We start from the raw sequence: 22210 nt of genomic DNA on the forward strand, positions 1-22210 counted from the left end.
GGATCGGTTCAGGCGCCTTCCGCGCGCTCTATCCACCGTTCCGCTTCCTCCACAGACTGCGGCGTGCCGACATGCATCCACACGCCGTCCAGGCGCAGGCCGTACAGGCGCCTTCTATCAATGGCGCGGTCCCAGAGCTTGTTGAGCGAGAAAGCGCCTGTGGGTGCATTCTCGAACAATCGCGGGTGGGCGATCGAAACGCCGGTAAACACGAAAGGTGATTCGCGCTGCTCGTCGCGGCGCAGCAACACGCCGTCCGAATCCATGCAGAAATCGCCGCGTCCTTCGTAGCCGAGACTGGTGGCCCCGTTGGCGAGCAACATCAGGCTGTCCATGCGATCGGGGTCGAAGGCCGCGATCAAGCGAGCGATGTTCGAGCCTACACCGTCGATCCAGACCGAATCGGAATTGTGGATCAGAAACGGCTTGTCGCCGAGCAGCGGAAGCGCGCGCACGACGCCGCCGCCGGTATCGAGCAGCGCATCCCGCTCGTCCGAAACGACGATGGAAGGCACGGTGCGTTTGGCAACATGCGCCTCGATCAGATCCGGCAAGTAGTGCACGTTCACGACGGCGCGCGAGATGCCACCGGCCGCGAGCCTATCGAGCACATGATCGATGAGCGGCTTACCCTTGAGGCGCACCAGCGGCTTCGGCACCACGTCGGTCAGCGGGCGCATCCGCTTGCCGAGACCGGCAGCCAGCACCATCGCAGTCGTTACCTTGTCGGTCATCAGTCTCTATCGATTTCAAACGGCGGGGGATTGAAGAGGAATGTCAGGTGGCTCGTGGCGGATGTCGCCAGGCAGGTAACGGTCGAACCAGCGGCTCAGGTCGGCAAGGGCGGGGTGAGCCAGTCCGCGCGCCAGATAGCGCCATATGCGAGGGATGTGACGCAAATATGCGCGCTTGCCGTCGCGCATGGCGAGGCGGGCAAATATACCCAGGATCTTGGTGTTGCGCTGAACGCCGAGGGCCGCATAGGCGAAGCGGAACGCCTCCGCATCGAAGGCGGGATCGACCACGGCGCGCATACGGAGGTAATAGGCAAGCAGCTCATCTTCCAGAGCGGCCGGCACATCGAGGCGTGCGTCCTGCAGCAGCGAGACAAGATCGTAGGCGAGCGACCCCTGGAGTGCGTCCTGGAAATCGAGCACGCCGGCGCGGCGGAAGCCTTCGCGGTCTGGAAGCCAGACGAGATTGGGCGAGTGATAGTCGCGAAGCACCCAGCCTTTGCGCTCGGATGCGAGGCGCGCGAAAATTCTCTCCCAGATATCCATGAACTCGGCCCGTACATCAGGCGGAATCGGCTGGCCGTGGATGGCGAGCCAATACCAATCGGGCAGCAGCTCGACCTCGATGCCGAGCACGGAGCGGTCCTGAAGTGGAACGCGATGGGTGCCGCCATCGGGCAGCGTGATGGCTTCAGGCACCGGCAGCGTGCTCAATACCAGCAACGCTTCAGTGGCCGCGCGCCACAACTCGGCTTGGTCGGTGCCATTGGCGATCTCGTTCCCAAAGACGCGGTCACCGAAGTCTTCAAGCAACAGGAAGCCGCTATCGAGATCAGCGGCATAGATTTCGGGGGCGCTGAGACCAGACTCGCGGAGTGCTGCCGCAACGGCCACGAACGGGCGCACATCCTCCGCCAGTTGCGAGATGCGGCTATAGGGCAGGCCACCCCGGATCGGAGGGCCATCGGGCTGCCGCGGCTGATCCATCAGGATGGCTTTTCCCTGCAGACCGTCGAGGCGCGCATAGGCGCGAGCAGACGCGTCGCCCTGCAGATACGCGGCGCTCGCAATGTCCCACGGCGGATGGCCGTCCAGGAACGCCGAAATTTCAGCAAGGCGCTGCAGCCGCGCGGCCCACGAGCCGTTGCCGGTGAGCGCGATCGATCTCAGATCGTCGCCCGATCCCTGCACGAGATGGACATCGAGACGGTTCGCAGCGCGCAGGCCGGGCGCCCGTTCGGGCCATTCAATGATGGCAACACCAGCCGCCAGGCTCTCGTCGAGACCCAGCTCGATCAGCTCGTCCTCGCCCCCCAGCCGATAAAGATCGAGGTGGGCAAGCTCGAAGCGCTTCGACGCGTAGGTTTGTACGAGCGAGAAGGTCGGGCTCGGAATCTCGGCCTCTGCATCCGCCAGCACGGCGCGAATGAGGGCACGGGCGAAGGTGGTCTTGCCGGCGCCGAGATCACCGTGGAGGGCGACCACGTCGCCCACGGCGAGCTTCAGAGCGATGCGTTCGGCGAGGAGCGTGACGCCGCTCTCGTCGGCATCAGCTATTCGCCACTCGCTTGGTATCGGAGGACTCGGTGCTTGTGGGGAGGTCATTCTGTTTCTGCTCAACGCCGCGCTCGGGGAACCGTACAGTGACCTTGGTTCCGGTTCCAGGCTCGCTGTCGAGCATCATGTCGCCCCCGTGGAGGTCGACAAGGCTTTTCACGATCGAGAGCCCCAGGCCGGCCCCGCGATGCTTGGACCCCTGACTACGGCTTTCAAAACGCTCGAAAATATGGCGCTGCTGTTCCTTAGGGATACCGACGCCCTGGTCCTCCACCGAGAACACCATGGTGCCGCTCTCCCGCCAGGCGGAGAGATGAATAACCCCCTCGGGTTTCGAGAAACCGACCGCATTGGACAGAAGATTGTAGAGGATCTGGCGAACGCGCTGCTCGTCGGCCATGAAGGTCACCGCATCATCGGCAATGGCGATGTCGAGGGTCAGGCGGACGCGGGCGGCACGCTCGCGAACACCGTTGATCGCGAGATCGATGACAGCGCGCACATCGACGGTTTCGAGCTTCAATTCCAGGCCGCCGGCGTCGATGGTCGCGAGATCAAGGATGTCGTCGATGATGGCGAGCAGCGTCTTCGAGGAGAAGGCGATGTCTTCCAGATATTCGCGCTGGCGCGGGGTCAGGGCGCCGAAGATCGGATTTGAGAGCAGCTCGCTGAAGCCGATGATGTTGGTCAGCGGCGTGCGAAGCTCATAGGAAATGTGTCCGATGAACTTGTTCTTGAGCTTGTCGGCGGTGACGAGCGCCTCGTTGCGCTCGATCAGTGCGCGCTCGTATCGTTTCGAGTCCGTCACGTCGACGAAAGTCAGCAGCGTACCGCCATCCGGAAGCGGCGTCACCGCATAGTCGATGACGCTGCTGTCGGGGCGCACCATCTGGCCTTCCAACGGCTCGCGCTCTTCGAACGAGGTCACGGCCCGGCTGATCTCCGACCATGTCGACATCTCGCCGTAAAGAACCTGGGTAACGCGAATGAATTCGTCGATGTGCGGGCTCTCGGAAAGCTTCTGCGGTGAGAGCTTCCAGACGCCGGCGAACGCCGAGTTATGCAGCTTCAGACGGCCATCGGTGCCGAACACCGCGACGCCTTCCTTGAGGCTGTTCAGCGTTTCGGTCTGCACGCCGATTAGCGCGTTGTAACGGCTTTCGAGCGAGATCCGTTCGGTTTCGTCCTGATAGAGATAGGTGACGCCGCCGTCCGGGCGCTGCGTCGCCATGACGTGGATATTGCGGCCGTCGGGCAGGTGCCACCAGTCCTCGAGTTCGGTCTCTTCCTTGTAGCACTTGAGGACGTTTTTCTTCCATTCGCGGTACTTCACCACCTCGGGCAGGCGGCCGAGTTCGCGCAGACGATCGAGCACGGTGCCGTCGCTGGGCGAGGTCGCGAGCCAATCGGCATCGAGCCGCCAGAGTTTCTGGTAGGCCGCGTTGAAGAACGTCAGCTTCTGGTCGGTATTGAAAATAGCAACGGCCGTGGCGACGCGATCCAGCGTGCGGTCGTAGGCGGCGACCTGGCGGTCAAGCTCACCTTTCGCGGTTTCGAGGTCGGCAACATCGATGGCCGCGCCCGCGGTCGCATCGCCCAGCGGCAGCACGGTGACCTCGTGGGTCTTGCGCTCGGAGCCGACCACAAGCGGCATGCGCTCCTTGAACGTCTGCCCCGTTTTCAGAACACGCGCGACGACCTTGCGTTGGCGCGACTCCAGCAGCTCGATCTGGCCATCGACGACTTCGGTCTCGCTCTCGGCGTCTACCGCCTTCACATAGGCGCTGTTGACCCAGGTCATGCGACCGCTGGCGTCGTGCAGCCAGGCCGGATGGGGTAATGCGCTCAAAAGCGCGCGGCTCGACCGCACGTCGCGCGCAAGGCGCATATGCTGATCGAGAATAACCGACAGATCGCGCTTGTAGCCGGCGACGTCCTTGAAGCGCAGCACGGCCCGCCCACCGGCCGCGCGCCCATCCGCCTCGATGTGGCCGCCAGCTGCCGTCTTCAGAATGAGATTGAACGCACGGCCTTCCGAGAGCAGGCCGTCGAGGGCCGATTTCAGCGCCGCGGTGCTTTTCTGATCGAGCCAAAGGTTGAAGCGCACCATCTCGACGGAATTGGCCGGAAGGCCCGGCACGCCAGCGAGCGTGTTGGTGACGACAGCAAAGCCTTTGCCCTGTTCCCAATGCATCAGCACTTGAGGCTCGGCCTTGATCAGAGCCTCGGCAGCGGCCAGAGACCGGCGCAGCTCGCGTGCCTCGTCCTGCGCGCGGCCGGTTTGGCGGCGCATGGACGTGATCACCTGATAGACGAGATAAAGAGCCCCTGCCCCGCCAAGCGAAACGAGCCCGGCCAAGATCCAGGCGCTGCCCGGCAAGCTACCGGTTTCCAGAATCCGGCGACCAGACGCGAGCATCGCCGTCAGCATGGTGACGCAGGCAAGACTGGCCAGGATGAGCATAATGAGCTCGACCCTGGTGTTCTGCCGCTCTGGCGTTGGGCTCTTGGTTGGCATCGATCTCGGATTTCGATTCAATCAGGCACAGACGTGCCGTATCGCGGACAGCGAATCGGAATGAGAATTATGAGGAGCTTCGGGAGCCGATGCCAGCCCATCCGGGGCACAGGCGAACACCGAAACCGAAGCCGTTACGCAGGAGCGCGGAATTGCTCGGCGCGGCACACAAAAAAGGCCCGCGGGCGGATCGCTCGCGGGCCTTTGAACGAAGCGCTTGCCGCAGATTGCGGCCGCGAATCAGTAGCGGTAGTGGTCCGGCTTGTAGGGGCCTTCGACCGGCACGCCGATGTAGTCGGCCTGGTCGGGACGCAGCTTGGTGAGCTTCACGCCGAGCTTCTCGAGGTGGAGGGCCGCGACCTTCTCGTCGAGCACCTTCGGCAGCGTATAGACCTTCTTCTCGTACTTGCCGGGGTTGGCCCACAGATCGATCTGCGCCAGCGTCTGGTTCGAGAACGACGACGACATCACGAACGAGGGGTGGCCCATGGCGTTGCCGAGGTTCACCAGACGGCCTTCCGACAACAGAATGATGCGGTTGCCGGACGGCAGCTCGATCTCGTCGACCTGCGGCTTGATGTTGGTCCACTTGAAGTTCTTGAGGCCCGCGACCTGGATCTCGTTGTCGAAGTGGCCGATGTTGCAGACGATGGCGCGGTCCTTCATCTGCCGCACGTGGTCGACAGTGATGATGTCCTTGTTGCCGGTGGCGGTGACGTAGATGTCGGCGCGGCTGAATGCGTCCTCGATGGTCGCGACCTCGTAGCCTTCCATCGATGCCTGAAGGGCGCAGATGGGATCGACCTCAGACACGATCACGCGGGCGCCGGCCTGGCGGAGCGAAGCGGCCGAGCCCTTGCCGACGTCGCCGAAGCCGGCGACGAACGCAACCTTGCCGGCCAGCATCACGTCAGTGCCGCGGCGGATCGCATCGACCAGCGATTCGCGGCAGCCATAGAGGTTGTCGAACTTCGACTTGGTGACGCTGTCGTTGACGTTGATCGCGGGGAACAGAAGCTGGTTCTGCTCGGCGAGCTTGTAGAGGCGATGCACGCCGGTCGTGGTTTCCTCGGAAACGCCGCGGATGGAGGTCGCGACATGGGCGAACCAGCCGGCCGGCTTCTCCTTCAGGAGGCGCTTGATGAGGGCGAAGAAGATCTCCTCTTCCTCGGAGCCGGGCTTGTCGAGGAATGCAGTGTCGCCGTTCTCGGCGCGGAGGCCGTGGTGCACCAGCATGGTGGCGTCGCCGCCGTCATCCAGGATCATGTTCGGAACGCCGCCGCCGTGCCAGTCGAACAGCTTGGCGGTGTAATCCCAGTATTCGACCAGCGTCTCACCCTTGAACGCGAACACAGGCGTGCCGGCTGCTGCGATGGCGGCTGCGGCGTGATCCTGCGTCGAGAATATGTTGCACGAGACCCAGCGCACGTCGGCGCCGAGGGCTTTCAGCGTCTCGATGAGGACGGCCGTCTGGATCGTCATGTGCAGCGAGCCGGCGATGCGGGCGCCCTTGAGCGGCTGCGTCGGGCCATATTCGGCGCGGATCGACATCAGGCCCGGCATCTCGGTTTCGGCGAGCTCGATTTCCTTGCGGCCAAAGGCGGCAAGCGAGATGTCTTTGACGATGTAATCCTGGGCAGCGGTCATGAGGATCCCTTTTTCGAGCGTTTCCCGGAGGCGGAGCCTCTTCGGGACAAAAAGTTCGCCTTCCTATAACCGCGCCGGGCGCGCATCGCAATAAGATATAAACAAGTCCTTATGTCTCAGGAGAGGCAGCAGGCAACTGCGGCCACGCACGCGGGGGGACGGCGCGTCAGGTGGCCCAGGTGGCCTTGGGCCTGGGTGCGATGTCCACGTGTTCCCGTCATGTCGGCGAAGGCCGCCATCAGGATCCGCAAAGGTTGTGTGGATTCAATTCCTAAGCGGGCACGCGTTTGGCCCCCGGCCTGCGCCGGGTGACGGAGGAGAGGATGAGGGCTCCGCAACGCGGCGCTCAGTCTTCCTCAGCGAGCTCTTCGCCGAAGCCGGTCTCGACCAGATTGACGAGCGCTTCCAGGGCTTCAGGCCCCTCCGTTCCCTCAGCCGTGATGTAGAGGGTGGAGCCGGGGCCGGCTGCGAGCATCATCAGCCCCATGATCGACGTGCCGCCGACTGTCTGCCCGTCGCGCGTGACCGTGACGTTGGCTTCATAGCTTTCTGCGAGCTTCACGAACTTCGCCGAGGCGCGGGCGTGCAAGCCTTTGCGATTCACCACCGTGACGACCGCCTCAGGGCGTTTGCTGTTCCGGATCTCGGGCATCGCGGTTTCCGGCAATCCTACTGCTCGCCCGACAATTCCTGGCTCGCGACCTTAATGTACTTGCGGCCAGCCTCGCGCGCGAGCGTCACGGCCTCGTCGAGCGGAACCTCCTCGCGCAGGCCCGCAAGCTTGACCAGGATCGGTAGATTGATGCCGGCGATGATCTCGACCTTCGCCTCGTCCATCACGGAGATGGCGAGGTTCGACGGCGTGCCGCCGAACATGTCGGTCAGGATGATCACGCCCGATCCGGTCTCGGTGCGGCGCACCGCCTCCAGGATCTCGGTCCGGCGCGCTTCCATGTCGTCTTCGGCTCCGATCGAGATGGTCTCGAGCTGAGTCTGAGGCCCGACGATGTGTTCGAGCGCAGCTCGGAACTCAACCGCCAAGCCGCCGTGAGTGACGATCACAAGTCCGATCATCGAGCACTGCCGAAATTGTTTCGAATTCGCATCTTCCGAGCGTTATTCCGGTTCGGGGTTCGCCCCCTAAATCCCCATGACGTCGGGACATTCCCCTTGGGATCATAATGTCCGCGGCTGCCACCTACCCGCTTCGCGCAGCGCGCCGGAGACTTACAGGGGTTCGCGGGCAACGCAAGGGTTTTCCTGCTGGGGCTCATGGGGGAGTTAACGGGACGGCTGCGGCATGGAGCGCCAAAAGGAGCTTGACAGGGGCCGAGGCTTCGAACGCCGCCAAGCGAACAACCGGGACTTCGATGTCCCAAAACACCGCCGTCAGATGATCCAGAGGATAGCGCGGTACGTCCTCGGCCGGGACGATCTCGACGACGAGCGCGAGGTGCGCGGACGCGCGATACGGCAGCTCGACAATTCCCAGGCCGCGCACTTCGATCTTGCCCGCGATGGTGGGAGGGGCCGTGGTTTCGATCCCTTTAGCCGTGCGCGAAAGATTGACCTGATCGTCGGACACAAGCTCGGCGCGATCGGCAACGTGCGCGAGGGGGGCGGCCGCAATACAGCGGAGCGCGAGATCGGATTTTCCGGATCCAGACGGGCCGCGGATGAGCACAGACTTGTCGCCCAGGGCAACGGCGGTGGCGTGGACGGACTCAGGGGTATTCGCGCGTGGGTTGCTCATGATGCCGATCCGATGCCGCCCAGCGCCCGCTCGTCATGCCCGCCTTGGCTGAAGCGACGAGACCGGGAAGGCGGACCACAAAACGCGCACCGCGCGCCCGTTCCACCTTGGCGGCTCCATTTCCGGCGGCACCTTTGCCGCTCTTGTTCTCGGCGGCGATCTCTCCGCCGTGTGCGCGGATGATCTCGCGCGAGATGGACAGGCCGAGACCCGAATTCTTGCCGCGCGTCGCCTCCGTTTCGGGGCGATCCGTGTAGAAGCGATCGAAGATGATATCGAGGCGATCGTCGGGAATGCCGGGGCCTTGGTCTTCGACGACCAGCTCCACGATGCCTTCGACGCGGCGGACATTCACGGTCACCGCCTCGCCTTCCGGCGAGAACGAGATGGCGTTGTCGACGAGGTTGGTCAGCACCTGGCCGAGACGCCCGGCGTGGCCGTTGACGAGGTAGGCGCCTTCGAACGGCGAGATGGCGATCGTGGTATCGACGCGGCGGCTATCGCCGGAGAGGATGTCCCGGAAGATCTGAGACACGCTCGCGACCACGGCCGTGACGTCGACCGGCCCCACCTGCTGGCGCGCCAACTCGGCATCGAGGCGCGACGCATTGGACACGTCGGTGATCAGGCGATTGAGGCGTTTCAGCTCGTTCTGGATCTGCTTCACGACCTCGTTGCGCTGTTCTTCTGTGCGCGCGTAGGTGAGCGATTCCGCCATGGAGCGCGCCGCGGCCAGCGGATTTTTCAGCTCGTGCGCGACGTCGGCGGCGAAGCTTTCGCTCGCCTCCACGCGGCGGTAGAGGGCGGCCGTCATGGCGGCGAAGGCGGACGACATCCGCCCCACTTCGTCGGTGCGTTGCGAATAGTCGGGCAACTCGTGGCGCGCGCCGATATTGCGGCTGACGAGATCGGCGGCGGCCGAAAGGCGGCGGATCGGTCCAGCGACGGTTCTCGCCAGAAGAACCGCGCTCAGCAGCGTCGCCAGCATGGCGAAGGCAGCCAGCAGCCAGATCTGATCGCGCTGATCGGAGATGATCTGGTCGATCTCGCCCGGCGGCGTCGACATCAAGAGCACGCCTTGCACGACGGAGGCGCGCTGGATCGGCACGGCCGTCGAGACGATCTGCTCGCCCTTTTCGTTGAGCAGCAGCATGGCGGTCGCGGTGCCCTGTAGCGCCTGGCGGACCTCGGGATAGGACGTGCCGTTGGCGTTGCCGATCTCGCGATAGACAGGCAAATCCTCGTTCATCAGCGTCCAGGATTTGAGGCGGGTCCAAAAGTTCTTGGTCCGCATCTTGTTGTTGCCCGAGGGCGTCTTCGGATCGTGACGCGAAAGCTGGCCGCGTTTCAGCAGCGTCGCCGAATCCATCACCAGCGTACCGTCGCGGCTATAAACGCGCGCGCGCCGCGTGGTCGGCTGAATGAGCCTGCGCAGAATGGGCGCTACGCGCTCGGGCCGGATCGACAGCTCGTGCGCGGTAAACGCGATGTCGTCGGGGGGAGAAGCCTTCTCGTCGGGCGAGGGAAGACTATCGGTATGGATGATGAGGCGGCCTGTTTCCACCCGCGCATCGCCCGCAATGGCGGCTGCGATGATCTCTCCCTGCACACGCAGGGATTCCCGTTTCGCATCGATCAGCCAAGCGTTGTTCTCGCTGAAATACAGAATGCCGCCGATCATCACGACAAGGCCGGCGAGGCTGGCGACGAGAATACGCCGCAGCAGGCTGCCGCCGACGAAGCGCACGACGGGAAACGCACGCCACAGGCGAAGCGGGAGCGAGGCTGGCTGCTCCTCGCGACTGACCGGGGCTTGCTGGCGCAAGAGATAGCGGGACCGGGCGGCCAGTGTCGTCCGCCACCGACGCACGGCGGCCATAACGGCCTCGAGCCCGGTGACAGCCGCCGGCGATCGCTCGGTCTCGAGCGCCATTAACCCTCCACTGCGTCTACGTCGACTTCAACTGAGCCAGCTTACATCCGGATTCTGATCCGGATGTGGTCTCAGGCATCAAGCTTCCTTGAAGCGGTAGCCTACGCCATAAAGCGTCTCGATGACGTCGAAATCATCGTCAACCTGCTTGAACTTCTTGCGCAAGCGTTTGATGTGGCTGTCGATCGTCCGATCGTCGACGTAGACCTGATCGTCGTAAGCCGCGTCCATCAGCGCGTCGCGCGTCTTGACCACGCCGGGGCGGTGGGCCAGCGCCTGCAGGATCAGGAACTCGGTTACCGTCAAGGTGACCGGGCGGTTGTCCCAATGGCAGGTGTGGCGCTCCGGATCGAGCTTCAGCTTTCCGCGCTCCAGGATGTGGGCGACGGTCGGCTCGGTGACTTGGCCGTCCTTCGGCTGCAAGCGCCGCAGAATGGCGCGCACGCGCTCAACGATGAGGCGCTGCGAGAACGGCTTGGCGATATAATCGTCGGCGCCCATCTTGAGGCCGAACAGCTCGTCGATCTCCTCGTCCTTCGAGGTGAGGAAGATAACCGGCATGTCGGACTGCTGACGCACGCGGCGCAGAAGCTCCATGCCATCCATGCGCGGCATCTTGATGTCGAAGATGCCGAGGTCGGCCGGATCCTCAGTCAGTGCTTCCAATGCGGATGCGCCGTCCGAATAGGTGCGGACCTTGTAACCTTCAGCCTCGAGCGCCATACCAAGCGAGGTCAAAATGTTCCGCTCGTCATCGACCAGCGCAATCGTGCTTTTCTCTTTCATCTCAGCTTATCCTCGCGGGCACCCTAAACGGTACATGGCGCTTTATGGTCCCAAGGTGGATCAATTGTGGCAGGAACCAACTATGTGACAGCGCCTGAACCCAGTCTGAACAACCCCAAAGGGCAAACCAAACAAGGCAAGATCAAATGGCAGGCACCAATCCCGGCATTCCGCAGCAGCAATCCGCCGCCCAGCTTTCTCCCGGGGAGGCCACCCGCGCCCTGATGCGCCGCGCCCTCAAGGCCTCTCTCGCCACTCTCGAAACGTCGACCGGCCATCCTTACGCCTCGCTGATCACAATCGCAACCGATGTGGACGGAACGCCGCTGTTCCTGATCTCAACTCTCGCTCTCCACACGAAAAATCTGGGGAACGATGCCCGCGCGAGCCTGCTTTTCGACGGCACGGACGCGGCCGGCGACCCCCTGGCCGGCGGGCGGGTGACGATCATGGGCCGGGCGGTCAAGACCCAGCGCCCGACGGCGCGGGAGCGCTTCCTGGCGCGGCAGAGCCATGCCAGCGGCTATGCCGACTTCCCGGACTTTGCATTCTATGAGCTCGTACCGGAGCGTGCCCATTTCATAGGCGGCTTCGGCCGGATCGTCGACCTCACTCCTGCCGATCTTCTGGTCGACACGGCGGGGGCGTCCGAACTCGTCGCCGCGCACGCCGACATCGTCTCGCACATGAACGAGGATCACGCGGGCGCCATTGAGCTCTACGCGACCGAAATCGCCGGAGCGCCGGGGGGTCCGTGGCGGCTCACCGGGCTCGACCCCGAAGGCTTCGACATCGTCTGTGACGGCGTCACGCGTCGCTTACCGTTTGCGACGAAAGTCGAAACCGCCGACGACGCGCGACGCGAATTCGTTCGTCTCGCGGCTGTTGCACGCGGCCTAAAGTCGAAGGCCTAAGTACCTTTCGCGTGCTTGAAGCGCTATTATCGCGGGTGCTACTTAGCACCCGCAAAATGATTTTCTTTGTCGATGTTCTTTAGTGGCTCCATGAGCCGCTCGCGGAGGGCTATTCCATGAACGCGATGCCGCCGATCCCACCCGCAACGCGCAACCCCGCCGTGCTGGCCTTCGTTGAAGAAGCGACCACGCTGTTCAAGCCGGAAAGCGTCGTCTGGTGCAACGGAAGCAAAGCCGAATATCAGCAGCTGCTGCATGCCATGGTGGCCACCGGCACCGCGCAGTGGCTCAATCCCGAGAAGCGACCCAATTCCGTCATCGTCCGCTCCGACCCGGCCGACGTCGCGCGCGTCGAGGATCAGACCTACATCTGCTCGGTCTCGAAAGACGACGCCGGCCCAACCAATAACTGGGCCGATCCGGCTGAGATGAAAGCTACGCTGACGGGGCTGTTCGACGGCGCCATGCTCGGGCGCGCGATGTACGTCGTTCCCTACTCGATGGGACCGGTGGGCTCGCCCATCGCGCGCATCGGCATCATGGTGACCGACAGCGCCTATGCGGTCGCCAACATGCACATCATGACGCGCGTTGGAGATCAGGTGCTCACCGCGCTCGGCTCGAGCACGGATTTCGTGCGCGGCCTGCACACGGTGGGCGTACCGCTCAAGAAGCAGACATGGGCCGACGAGCCCTGGCCTTGCAATACGACCAAATACATCTGCCATTTCCCCGAAACGCGCGAGATCTGGTCTTACGGATCGGGCTACGGCGGCAACGCGCTGCTCGGCAAGAAATGCCACGCGCTCCGCATCGCGTCCGCCCAGGCGCGCGACGAGGGCTGGATGGCCGAGCACATGCTTATCCTCAAGCTCACCAATCCGGAGGGCCGCTCCAAGTTCATCGCCGCAGCCTTCCCTTCGGCCTGTGGCAAGACCAACCTGGCGATGCTGATCCCGACCATTCCCGGCTGGAAAGCCGAAACGATTGGCGACGATATCTGCTGGATGAAATTCGGTGCCGACGGGCGCCTCCGTGCCATCAATCCGGAGACCGGTTTCTTCGGCGTTGCGCCGGGCACATCGCCCGATAGCAATCTCAACGCGATGAAGACGCTCGATGCCAACTGCATCTTCACCAACGTCGCGCTCACCGACGACAACGACATCTACTGGGAGCAGATGGGCGAGAAGCCGCCGCAGCATCTGACCGATTGGCTGCGCCGCTCGTGGTCGCCGTCCACCGGACGGACGGCCGCGCACCCCAATGCCCGCTTCACGGCGCCCGCTTCGCAGTGCCCGGCCATCGCCAAGGAATGGGACGACCCGGCTGGCGTGCCGATCGACGCGATCCTGTTCGGAGGGCGCAGGGCCTCGGTGGTGCCGCTGGTCTCGGAAGCGCTGTCGTGGCGGCACGGGACCTTCCTCGGCTCGATCATGGCTTCAGAGAAAACGGCGGCTGCTGCCGGAACCGTGGGTGAACTGAGGCGCGATCCGATGGCCATGCTGCCGTTCTGCGGCTACCACATGGGCGACTACTTCCAGCATTGGATCGAGATGGGCGAGAAGGGCGGCGGCAAGATGCCGAAGATCTTCTACGTCAACTGGTTCCGGAAAAGCGCGGAAGGCCGCTTCCTGTGGCCGGGCTATGGCGAGAACAGCCGCGTTCTGAAGTGGATCTTCGAACGCTGCGACGGCACGGCGGACGCCATCGAGACGCCGATCGGCAAGCTGCCGGACACCGGCGCGCTCGACCTCGACGGGCTCAATATTCCGGCCAATGCGATCGCTGAGCTGCTGAAGGTCGATCGCGCAGGGTGGAAGTCGGAAATTCCCTCGATCCGGGAGCACTTCAGCAGCTTCGGCGACAAGCTGCCGTCAGCGCTCGCGCAGGAGCTCGACGCGCTCGAACAGCGCCTCGGCTGATTTCGATCAGGGCGGCTCGTCATTTTTTTCACCGCTGATTCACGTGAAAGCGATCAGGCTTTCGCGATCGGAGTTGTAGGTGTCAAAGCACCCTATCGCGCTTCCTCCTGAATCGTGGTCTATCCCTTAAGGTGATCGCAACGCGATCCACGACAGTCTCTGGCTCGATCATCATGCCTGAGAGGACGAGCAGGCGGCGCATGCCGGCTTGATGGGACGACCGCGATGCTGAACTGGCTTTCCAGGCTGTTCCGGCGACGTCAGGAGGCCTTGCCTCAGCGCCCGTTTACATCCCGCGTGCGCGTCGTCCACGACGACAAGTTCATCACCGTCTATGACGGCGAAGGCGGGGTCGTCATGCTCGACTGGGCGGACATCGCCAACGTCACGGTTCTCACCACGGACGCAGGTCCGTTCGAAATCGACCTGTTCTGGTTGCTCTCGGATCGCGACGGAAGGCGCACCGTGACCGTTCCGATGGGCGCCAGGGGCGAGCACGACCTGCTACAGGCCATGCAAATCCGCTTTTCCGGGTTCGACAACATGGCTGTCGTCGAAGCCATGAGCAGCACCGCAAACCGCTCGTTTCAAATCTGGCCGCCGGCCGAGATGATTTGACGGACGAGTGCCGATCTCAGGCGCGCGGCTCGGGGGAACGCGCCGAGGCGGGCGCATCGAATAGATGGCGGACGCGGTGCCAGGCGTCATGAACCCCGTGACGGGCCCAGCGCGCCAAGCCAAGCGCCACCGATGCCCATCTTGCCGCCCACCAGAAAAGGCTCTGGTCGGTCGCCATCGAGCGGGCGCGATAGGCACGCGCCAGCGATCGCTTGTCGGACGCGACCTTGACGGGGTCGTCGTAGTAGCTCGCGATCTTCTCGACGCCCATGCCGGGCGTTGCCAACCACCGCGAGACGTATTCGTTGCAGAGACGATCCACGTCGATGACCGCCTTCTGCGCGCCGGTTCCGGCGGCGGGGCAGGCGGTGCCGAACGCGTCGCCCAGCAGAACGATGCCGGGCTGGCGATAATTGCTCGTTGCGTAGAGATCGATCGGGCGCATCTTGACCGGGCCCAGGATGCGAAGCGGGCCTGCCAACGCTTCGAGGCGCGGCATCTCGGTTTTGAGAACCGCTTCCGGCGAAGCGCGTAACTCGCGCAGCCACGGATCGTCGAGCGGCCGATAGAGGAACAGGTTGGCGCGCATTCTCGAGCCAATCGGGAATAGCGTGAGATACGAGATACGCGAACGCGGATGCTCGCCAAAATGCGTCAGCGCCCGGAACGGAAACGCATCGCCAGCGGCGTGTTCCACGTCGAAGCCGAAGCTGATCGAATGACAGACGCTCAAATCTTTGCGCGCCATGTCGAGCGATTGGCGCAGGCTGTTGCTCAAGCCGCTCGCCATCAGCACCAGACGCACGGATATGCTCTCGCCCGATGCAAGCGTGATCGTCTGCCGATCAGGGCTATTCGCGACCGCCGTCACCTTGCCGCGAATGAACGTGACACTCGCCGGAAACTCGGCGCGGAGCGTATTCACAAGCGTGCCGTAGTCTATGCCGAGCTGGTCGCTGGCCCGCTTCTCGACAACGTGGCCGAGACGGGAGACCCAGACACTACGGTCCGGCGTCGCCACCGCAAGCACGGCGTCACCGATACCGGCTTTGCGCAGAATGCCGATCTGGTCGAAGTCGAGCTTCTCACAGCGGAACTCGTCCGGGTAGGTATCGTTCGGATCGATGATCGCAACGCGATGACCGGCGCGAGCGAGGATGGTCGCGGAAATCGAGCCCGCGAGGCCTGCGCCGACAATCCCGACATCGAACTCGCGCATAGGCGTCTCCGTTTGCGGCTTGCAACCAGCGAGCCGACTACAACTCTGATACCTACGTACATTGGGCGCGAGCCGCTAAATGGCGGTTAAGGAACGGCGCCGAGTTTCGGCTTCTCGTCCGATGGCTAACAAAGGATGAAGGAGGCTGCGGAAAAGGCGATCCGCCTCGAACATTTGCGGGTCCGCAGGCCCCGCTTTCCGCCTCAGTTTCGGAATGCCCGCTCCAGATTGCGGGCCTTGTCGAGGTTTTTGGCCTTGTCGGCATTCTTCATGGCGCCGATGCGGGCGCTGTTGACGTCGGCATCGGCGAAGTCGGCGCCCTCCACGTTGGCGCCGGTGAAGTCGGATCCGCCGAGCTCGCTGCCCGCGAGCGAAGCGCCGGTGAAGTCCGCGCCAGTGAGGGTGGAGTATTCGATAAGGGCGCGGCGCAGATTTGCCCCCTTGAACGAGGCCCCTTCGAGATTGGTGCTCTTGAAGGTGCCGCGCATGAGGCCCATCGACTGGTTCTTTTCGTCGGCCGAGAGATTGGCGCCGTCGAGCTTCACGCCTTTCATGCTCGCTTTCGACATGTCGCCCGCGACGTGAGCGCCGGAGAGATCGGCGCCGTCCAGCTTCGCGCCGACGAGCTGCGTTCCGAACAGGCTCGCGCCCTTCAGATTGGCTTCCGTCCAGTCGGAGTTCAGCGCCCAGGCGGAGTCGAGGTTGACGCCTTCGAGGTTGGCTTTCGAGAGGTTCGCGCCCATCAGGCGTGCCGCCTGAAAGTTCACGCGGCGCAGGTCCATGCCGGACAGATCTAGCTTGTTCAAGGCCTTGCCGAAGAGATCCAGCGTTTCGCCCGCGGGCAGCTTTGCAAGTGCCGCCTCGATATCGGCGCGGCTCATCTCCGACTTGGTGAACTGGTCGGTCGAAAGATCGACCATGTCGAGCATGCTTTGCGCGGGGGCTGGGGCCGGTTCGGCGAAAGAGGCGATCGCAATTGCCAATGCGGCGACAAGGCCGGGCCTCCATCTGCTCATCGCCACGGTCATTTCTCCCAATATTTTCTTATTGTTACCACGGATCTGCGGCCAGATAGCGCGGCTGATCACACCGCCGCGCAACCGGGACGAAGCAAATGTTCGAACAGGTGACCTTCTCAGTAAACTGGGTCGCGGACTAGCAATCTCAATAGCAGTGCGTATTTTCCGGATTGCGCCTAAGACGCCGCCACCCCCGCTGACACCCCCTCCCGTTTCCGGCTATGGTGCGGCGACCCAACGACAAGAAGCACGAATTCAAGAGAGGACCGTCGATGTTCGACCCCGAAAACCCGCCGGAGCTCCAGTCTGCTCACTGGCTCAATACCGACGCTCCGATCAATCTCAAGGACCAGAAGGGCAAGGTCGTGGTGGTCGCCGCGTTCCAGCAGCACTGCCCGGGCAGCCTCAAGCACGGGCTGCCGCAAGCCGCGCGGCTCGCTGGCGCGTTCAGTCCCGACGAGGTGGTGGTGATCGGGCTCAACACCCCGTTCGAGCACACCGACAAGCAGGACAAGGCCGCGCTCGAGAGCTTCGTCGAGGAGCATGAGCTGCCGTTTCCGATCGCGCTCGACAAAGCCAACGGCAAGAGCCTGCCCAAAACGATGGAAGCCTACGAGATCCAGGGCACGCCGACGGTGCTGGTATTCGACCGCCAGGGCCGGTTGCGCCGCCACTACCTCGGACAGGTGGACGATCTCAGGCTCGGCGCGGAAGTGATGGCGCTTGCCATCGAAGCGCGCGATGCGCCGCGCGAGCAGTCGATCGCCCTCGAGCGGCGGCTGGCCGCGACGCTGGTCGACCCGAACGCGCACCATCATCACGGCGATGGCTGCGGATGCGGACACGACCATTCGCATGATCACGGCCACTCGCACGACCATGGTCACGACCACGCGCATGCCCATTCTCATGAGGGCGGCTGCTGCGGCGGACAGGGCCATTCACACGATCACGACCATGACCACAAGCACGATCACCAGCACGCCGATGGCAAGGGCGGGTGCGGATGTGGGCATAATCACTAACCTCCTGACCTCGGCCTCAGTTGTTGGGGCCGAGGTGCCGGATGGCCTCCTCATCAAGTCTTTTTGCAAATTGTCAGAACGACAAATGGCGGCGTGATTTCAAACGGCGCCGCCGCTTGATCGCCATCCCCGACAATCTGTCCCGTGAACTTCGCGTTGGCGTCTCTCCCGGGCACAGTTAGCGTCGGGTGCCCGCGGAAATCACCCGCCGCCTGCATTGTCTCCAAATTGATCGTGTTGTGCTTGTGAGGAGGGATGTTCTTGTCACTGAGAACGACTTCCTCGTGACCGCCCTGAGTTCCCAACACGCGGGCACTTAGGCCGTTTTCCCCCTTCTTCCCGTCGGTGGATGGAATCGAAGGATTGGCTCCGAGTACCACCCGCCCGCGGGCATTCTTGAATTCGGCCCATCCGGACGGACACGCTTTCAAATCGAAAGCCATGACCGCTCCGGCTGGTATCTGCTGAGCGACGGCGGGAATCGTGAACGCACACAAGACAGCGCCGGACGCGAGTATCGCAGAGAAATTCATTGTCGAAGTTCCTTCTGAGAAAACTACTCAACTCACACTCGCGACCATAACTTTCGGCATATAGTCAGTCATCTGCTTATTTGCTCAGTTTTGCCTGAACTGTGGACACTTCCACTTGCAAGCAATGCTCCTGTCAGCGCCTCTCCTTGAACGACGTGCCTTCGAAGGTGCGGATGGGGCGACCACGTTCGAGTGCATCGTGCTGCGCCCAGCGGTCATGTTCCGCGTCGGCCTTCGCCGCGTCGACGCCCTCCGCCAGCAACGCTGCAAGCCTTGCCAACGCGAGCTTCTTGTTCATCGCCTGAGAGCGCTCCTCGCGCGCCGTGGCTACGAGGCCGGTCGGACGATGGGTTGCCCGCACCGCGCTTTCGGTCTTGTTGACGTGCTGACCGCCAGGGCCTGACGCACGCATCGCTTCGAACGCAATGTCCTGAAGCCGAAGCGTGGTTGCTCCCGCTTCCGGCGGCGACAACACCTCGACGCCGACGAACCAGTTCTTGCGTTTGTGGCCTGGACGTACAGGCGACGCACAGATCCACAGCACGCTGCCGCGGCTTTTCCCGGCGAACAACCGCGCGCCCGCGCCTTCGACCGAAAGCAACGCCGAGAGGGCCGCTCCCCGCTCGCGACTTTCGACGACCTCCAGTACATCGCACACGAGTCCGGCTTTGCGTGCCTCCTTGGCCAGCACGTCCGCCAGCTTCGCGACCGCGATCTGGCATTCGACCGGACCGCGCCCCGACGTGATCTGAAGCCAGACCTTTTCGCCTTGCCTCTGCTCATTCATCGCGCGCCCTCCGCACCTTGTAGGTGAGAACCGGACGGTAGACCGCGATGGTGGAGATCAGCCCGGCGGCTTCAAGATCGGCGATGACCTGCGCGATATCCTTGTAGGCCTGCGGAGCCTCGTCGTAGAGCAGCTCGCGATCCTCGCAGATCACGCGGCCGCCAAGCTCGGTGCGAGCCAAATCCTCGACGCGGTACTTGTGCGAGAGACGCGACTTCGCGTAGCCGCGCTGCCAGCGGCGGCCTGCGCCGTGGGCGAGCGACCAGGCGGCGTGCTCGCCATTCTCCGCGAGCGCCCGAACGAGATAGCTCGGCGTGCCGCGAGACCCCGGTATCATGAGCGCGCCCTGATCGAGCGCTTCACGCGTCGAGGCCGCGCCCTTGCGGTGGAACCAGGCGGGAGCGCCGTCCCATGTTTCACGTGTCACCATGTTGTGGGCGACATCCGAGATGCAGCGCGTCTCGGCGCCAAGCTCGCCCGCAAACCGATGCACGATGAGCGCACGGTTGGCGCGGGCGAAACGCATGGCGTGGTCGTGGCGCACGAGATAGTGCTCGGCTGCTTCGCTTCCCTCTTCGAGCGGGTTGGCGCCGTGACGCTCCAACAGCTCGCGGAAGATGTCCTGCCCCAAGCCGCGGCTGCCGGAGTGGATCAGCGCTGCGGCGTTGGCCTTGTCGAGGCCGAGCGCGGCGAAGGCCTGCTCGTCGCGCACCTCGTCCACCACCTGCAGCTCGGCGAAGTGATTGCCGCCGCCGATGGTGCCGAGGCCAGGATCGGACAGAGACCGTGCGAGGCCGAAACGCTCCCGCCACGGCGCGAGGTCGCCGTCCCACGGCTGCTCGAGCCCTGCGATCCGCTTCTCCAAGCGGTCGAGCTTCAGCTTGCGGGCGGGAAGATCTGTCGCCCAGAAGCTCATGCCGCAGCCGATGTCGTTGCCGGCGAGTGCCGGATAGAACACGCCGCGCGAGACGAACGCGGCGCCGACGGCGATGCCCTTTCCGGGATGCAGATCCGGAAAGCCAGCCGCCAGCACCATGCCGGGAAGGTTCGCGGTGTGGTTCAGTTGTGCGAGGGCCGCGCCCTCGATCCAGGATTTATCAGTGGTGAAAAGGCGGACTTTGTTTGATGCCGCCGTTGCGGTGTTTGATGTCGCCGGCGCGGTCGCTGCGTTATCGAGCGCGGCGTCCTTGGATGAATTGCCCATTGGGATTGCTCAGGAGAACAGGGGTGTCCATGCCCGCGATGAAGCCACCGCGGACGGCTGATGTCAGCGTCTCGTTGGTGGCTGGGCGCATGAACTTCTCCTTCGGCAATTCGAAAACTATGGCACATCTCTTCGGATGTGGACGGCGCTGATAAACGCAAATTGCGCCGAAAACAAGCCTTATGGATGGGGCACAACATTTCCTTCCGGCCCCTTGTCGGATGACGCTTGCGTCGAACGTCTTGATGGCAGACGGCGCGCATAAGCTATGGCACCGCCGCTCGCTCCAATCGAACGATGAAAGGAAAGACCTCATGTCGAACAAGCCGGAAACCAACACCGTTCGCCTGCACCGCGTGTTTGCGGCCAAGCCCGAGAAGGTCTATCGCGCCTTCCTCGATGCCGATGCGTTCGCCAAATGGCTGCCACCGCATGGCTTCACGTGCCACGTCGACCATCTGGAGCCGAAGGTCGGCGGCACCTTCAAAATGTCTTTCAAAAACTTCACGACCGAGAAGAGCCATTCGTTCGGCGGCGAATATCTCGAACTCGTTCCACATGAGCTCATTCGCTATACGGACCGCTTCGACGATCCGAACTTGCCGGGCCTCATGTCGGTGACGATCAAGCTGAAAGCGGTGTCGTGCGGCACCGAGATCGACATCGAGCAATCCGGCGTGCCGGCTGTGATCCCGCCGGAAGCCTGCTATCTCGGCTGGCAACAATCGCTGATGCAGCTCGCGTTGCTGGTCGAGCCCGACATCCCGGAATAGCCCGAATTCCCAAAAACCGGGCTGCGCAGCTGCTCAAGTTGTGCATCCCGCTGTGCTTCGCCTTCAGGACGCCACCCGAATCGGCGGAAAGTCCCGTCAACAGTTTTCGGGACAGGAGCCGGCAATGACCGAGCGCGCGACAGGGCGGAACAAGGAGCGGGACGACGAGGCACCCGCACGCGAGAGCGCTTCGTCCGGCGGCTCGTCGCCCAGCAAATCGAAGAAGAAGGCCGCCGCGCCGCGCGAGACCTTCGACAAGAAGACCATCGCGCTCGTCTACGATTTCGACGGCACGCTCTCGCCGCGTCCGATGCAGGAGTATTCGTTCCTGCCGCAACTCGGCATCGACCCCAAGGAGTTCTGGGCCGAATGCGGGCGCATCGCGCGCGAGCAGGGCGCCGATCCGCTGATCACCTACATGCACCTGATGTACAAGAAGGCGAAGGAGCGCGGTATCCGCATCGACCGCGCCGATCTCGTCAAGCAGGGCCGCGACGTGGAGCTGTTTCCGGGCGTCGAGGAGTGGTTCGACGCGATCGCGGACTACATCAAGATCCGCGCCGAGAGCCACGGCGTGCAGCTTCGCCACTACCTCGTGTCGTCGGGCCTCACCGAGATCATCGAGGGAACGAAGATCCGTAAGCACTTCCACAACGTGTTCGCATCCGAATACTGGTTCGATCCGTACGAGCTGCCGTATCCGAAGCGCGTGATCACCGACACCGGCAAGACGCAGTATCTGTTCCGCATCAACAAGGGGATCGAGGACCTTGGCGAGAGCATCAACGCGCACATGCCCGAGAGCGAGCGGCCAATCCCGTTCTCGAACATGATCTACTTCGGTGATGGCGAAACCGACGTGCCGTCGATGGCGCTGACGCGCAAGAGCGGCGGGCACGCGATCGCGGTGCATCCGGAGGAGAAGGGACGCGGCTTCGACACCTGCGTGGAGCTGTTCCGCGCGGGGCGCGTCGACTTCTACGCAGCAGCCGACTATCGGCGCGGCTCAGATCTCTTCAAACGGACGTGCCTGCTTTTGGATCGCATCCTCGCGGACATCCGCGTGCAGGAAGAGATTTGGGAAGTGGGGCGCTTTTAAGCTTGCTGATTGGCACGTGATATCAGCTAATTGTATAGTCGCCTCATTTGGTAGACGTGGGCATCTGAAATGCGCAGGAGATGGACTGGAAAGGATATTACAGAGTTCAGGAAGTCTTCGCTCTTCTCTAAATCCGCACTGGGTCGGCTTATCAATCGCCATGCAA

The 22210-nt window shown here is 63.3% G+C and carries 20 protein-coding genes; 6 read left to right on the forward strand and 14 right to left on the reverse strand.

The genetic code is table 11. The annotated features are described in order from the left end of the window. Positions 1-8: 8 nt before the first annotated feature. From RCO24_RS13695 to RCO24_RS13735, 9 genes are all read right to left on the reverse strand, one after another. Complete coding sequence (locus RCO24_RS13695; protein WP_308962851.1) at positions 9-734, reverse strand: nucleotidyltransferase family protein; 726 nt, start codon at positions 732-734, stop codon at positions 9-11. A 15-nt stretch (positions 735-749) separates the two neighbouring features. Next, positions 750-2339 (reverse strand): tRNA (adenosine(37)-N6)-threonylcarbamoyltransferase complex ATPase subunit type 1 TsaE, encoded by a 1590-nt coding sequence (gene tsaE, locus RCO24_RS13700; RefSeq protein ID WP_308962853.1) that lies wholly within the window; start codon positions 2337-2339, stop codon positions 750-752. Further along, complete coding sequence (locus tag RCO24_RS13705) at positions 2284-4755, reverse strand: HAMP domain-containing sensor histidine kinase (protein ID WP_308962854.1); 2472 nt, start codon at positions 4753-4755, stop codon at positions 2284-2286. Before RCO24_RS13705 ends, tsaE begins: the two co-directional genes overlap by 56 nt. A gap of 294 nt (positions 4756-5049) precedes the next feature. After that, positions 5050-6456, reverse strand: coding sequence for an adenosylhomocysteinase (gene ahcY / locus RCO24_RS13710; RefSeq protein WP_308962856.1), 1407 nt, complete (start codon positions 6454-6456; stop codon positions 5050-5052). Positions 6457-6802: 346 nt separating this feature from the next. After that, a complete protein-coding gene (locus tag RCO24_RS13715) occupies positions 6803-7108 on the reverse strand; it encodes an HPr family phosphocarrier protein (RefSeq protein ID WP_308962858.1) in 306 nt (101 codons plus the stop codon). A 17-nt stretch (positions 7109-7125) separates the two neighbouring features. Further along, on the reverse strand, positions 7126-7530 hold the full coding sequence (locus RCO24_RS13720) for a PTS sugar transporter subunit IIA (RefSeq protein ID WP_308962859.1): 405 nt from the start codon (positions 7528-7530) through the stop codon (positions 7126-7128). A 196-nt stretch (positions 7531-7726) separates the two neighbouring features. Continuing rightward, entirely contained in the window at positions 7727-8209 is a 483-nt protein-coding gene (locus RCO24_RS13725; protein ID WP_308962860.1) for an HPr kinase/phosphatase C-terminal domain-containing protein, read from the reverse strand. Further along, on the reverse strand, positions 8181-10142 hold the full coding sequence (locus tag RCO24_RS13730; RefSeq protein WP_308962861.1) for a stimulus-sensing domain-containing protein: 1962 nt from the start codon (positions 10140-10142) through the stop codon (positions 8181-8183). The genes RCO24_RS13725 and RCO24_RS13730 overlap by 29 nt, the downstream gene beginning before the upstream one ends. Before the next feature lie 78 nt (positions 10143-10220). Further along, entirely contained in the window at positions 10221-10928 is a 708-nt protein-coding gene (locus RCO24_RS13735; protein ID WP_308962862.1) for a response regulator transcription factor, read from the reverse strand. Positions 10929-11074: 146 nt separating this feature from the next. Here RCO24_RS13735 and RCO24_RS13740 point away from each other — a divergent pair, with 146 nt between their 5' ends. The 3 genes from RCO24_RS13740 to RCO24_RS13750 all read left to right on the forward strand — a co-directional run bounded on the left by RCO24_RS13740 (position 11075) and on the right by RCO24_RS13750 (position 14385). Further along, positions 11075-11842, forward strand: a complete 768-nt coding sequence (locus tag RCO24_RS13740) for a DUF2470 domain-containing protein (RefSeq protein ID WP_308962863.1) — start codon at positions 11075-11077, stop codon at positions 11840-11842. A 116-nt stretch (positions 11843-11958) separates the two neighbouring features. Further along, entirely contained in the window at positions 11959-13767 is a 1809-nt protein-coding gene (locus RCO24_RS13745) for a phosphoenolpyruvate carboxykinase (GTP) (protein ID WP_308962864.1), read from the forward strand. Positions 13768-13992: 225 nt separating this feature from the next. Continuing rightward, a complete protein-coding gene (locus RCO24_RS13750; RefSeq protein ID WP_308962866.1) occupies positions 13993-14385 on the forward strand; it encodes a hypothetical protein in 393 nt (130 codons plus the stop codon). Between the two features lie 16 nt (positions 14386-14401). Here the strand turns inward: RCO24_RS13750 and RCO24_RS13755 are convergent, their stop codons facing one another. Both RCO24_RS13755 and RCO24_RS13760 read right to left on the reverse strand, forming a co-directional pair. Further along, positions 14402-15604: an NAD(P)/FAD-dependent oxidoreductase gene (locus RCO24_RS13755; RefSeq protein ID WP_308962868.1), complete on the reverse strand. Its 1203-nt coding sequence runs from the start codon at positions 15602-15604 to the stop codon at positions 14402-14404. Between the two features lie 203 nt (positions 15605-15807). Continuing rightward, positions 15808-16620: a pentapeptide repeat-containing protein gene (locus RCO24_RS13760; RefSeq protein WP_308962870.1), complete on the reverse strand. Its 813-nt coding sequence runs from the start codon at positions 16618-16620 to the stop codon at positions 15808-15810. Positions 16621-16895: 275 nt separating this feature from the next. Here RCO24_RS13760 and RCO24_RS13765 point away from each other — a divergent pair, with 275 nt between their 5' ends. Beyond that, positions 16896-17648: a TlpA disulfide reductase family protein gene (locus RCO24_RS13765; RefSeq protein ID WP_308962871.1), complete on the forward strand. Its 753-nt coding sequence runs from the start codon at positions 16896-16898 to the stop codon at positions 17646-17648. A 53-nt stretch (positions 17649-17701) separates the two neighbouring features. On the opposite strand, the gene RCO24_RS13770 is transcribed toward RCO24_RS13765, so the two are convergent. From RCO24_RS13770 to RCO24_RS13780, 3 genes are all read right to left on the reverse strand, one after another. After that, positions 17702-18181 carry a hypothetical protein gene (locus RCO24_RS13770; protein ID WP_308962873.1) on the reverse strand — a complete coding sequence of 160 codons (480 nt, stop codon included), beginning with the start codon at positions 18179-18181 and terminating at the stop codon, positions 17702-17704. Between the two features lie 133 nt (positions 18182-18314). Then, on the reverse strand, positions 18315-18968 hold the full coding sequence (gene prfH, locus RCO24_RS13775; protein WP_308962874.1) for a peptide chain release factor H: 654 nt from the start codon (positions 18966-18968) through the stop codon (positions 18315-18317). Beyond that, positions 18961-20172 carry an RNA ligase RtcB family protein gene (locus RCO24_RS13780; RefSeq protein ID WP_308962875.1) on the reverse strand — a complete coding sequence of 404 codons (1212 nt, stop codon included), beginning with the start codon at positions 20170-20172 and terminating at the stop codon, positions 18961-18963. The genes prfH and RCO24_RS13780 overlap by 8 nt, the downstream gene beginning before the upstream one ends. A gap of 314 nt (positions 20173-20486) precedes the next feature. Here RCO24_RS13780 and RCO24_RS13785 point away from each other — a divergent pair, with 314 nt between their 5' ends. Continuing rightward, a complete protein-coding gene (locus RCO24_RS13785; protein WP_308962876.1) occupies positions 20487-20945 on the forward strand; it encodes an SRPBCC family protein in 459 nt (152 codons plus the stop codon). A gap of 124 nt (positions 20946-21069) precedes the next feature. Then, positions 21070-22044 carry an HAD family hydrolase gene (locus tag RCO24_RS13790; RefSeq protein ID WP_308962878.1) on the forward strand — a complete coding sequence of 325 codons (975 nt, stop codon included), beginning with the start codon at positions 21070-21072 and terminating at the stop codon, positions 22042-22044. Positions 22045-22210: the final 166 nt, after the last annotated feature.

Origin of the sequence: Hyphomicrobium sp. LHD-15 (genome assembly GCF_031157355.1) — a bacterium.
In the GTDB taxonomy this organism is placed as follows: Bacteria; Pseudomonadota; Alphaproteobacteria; order Rhizobiales; family Hyphomicrobiaceae; genus Hyphomicrobium_C.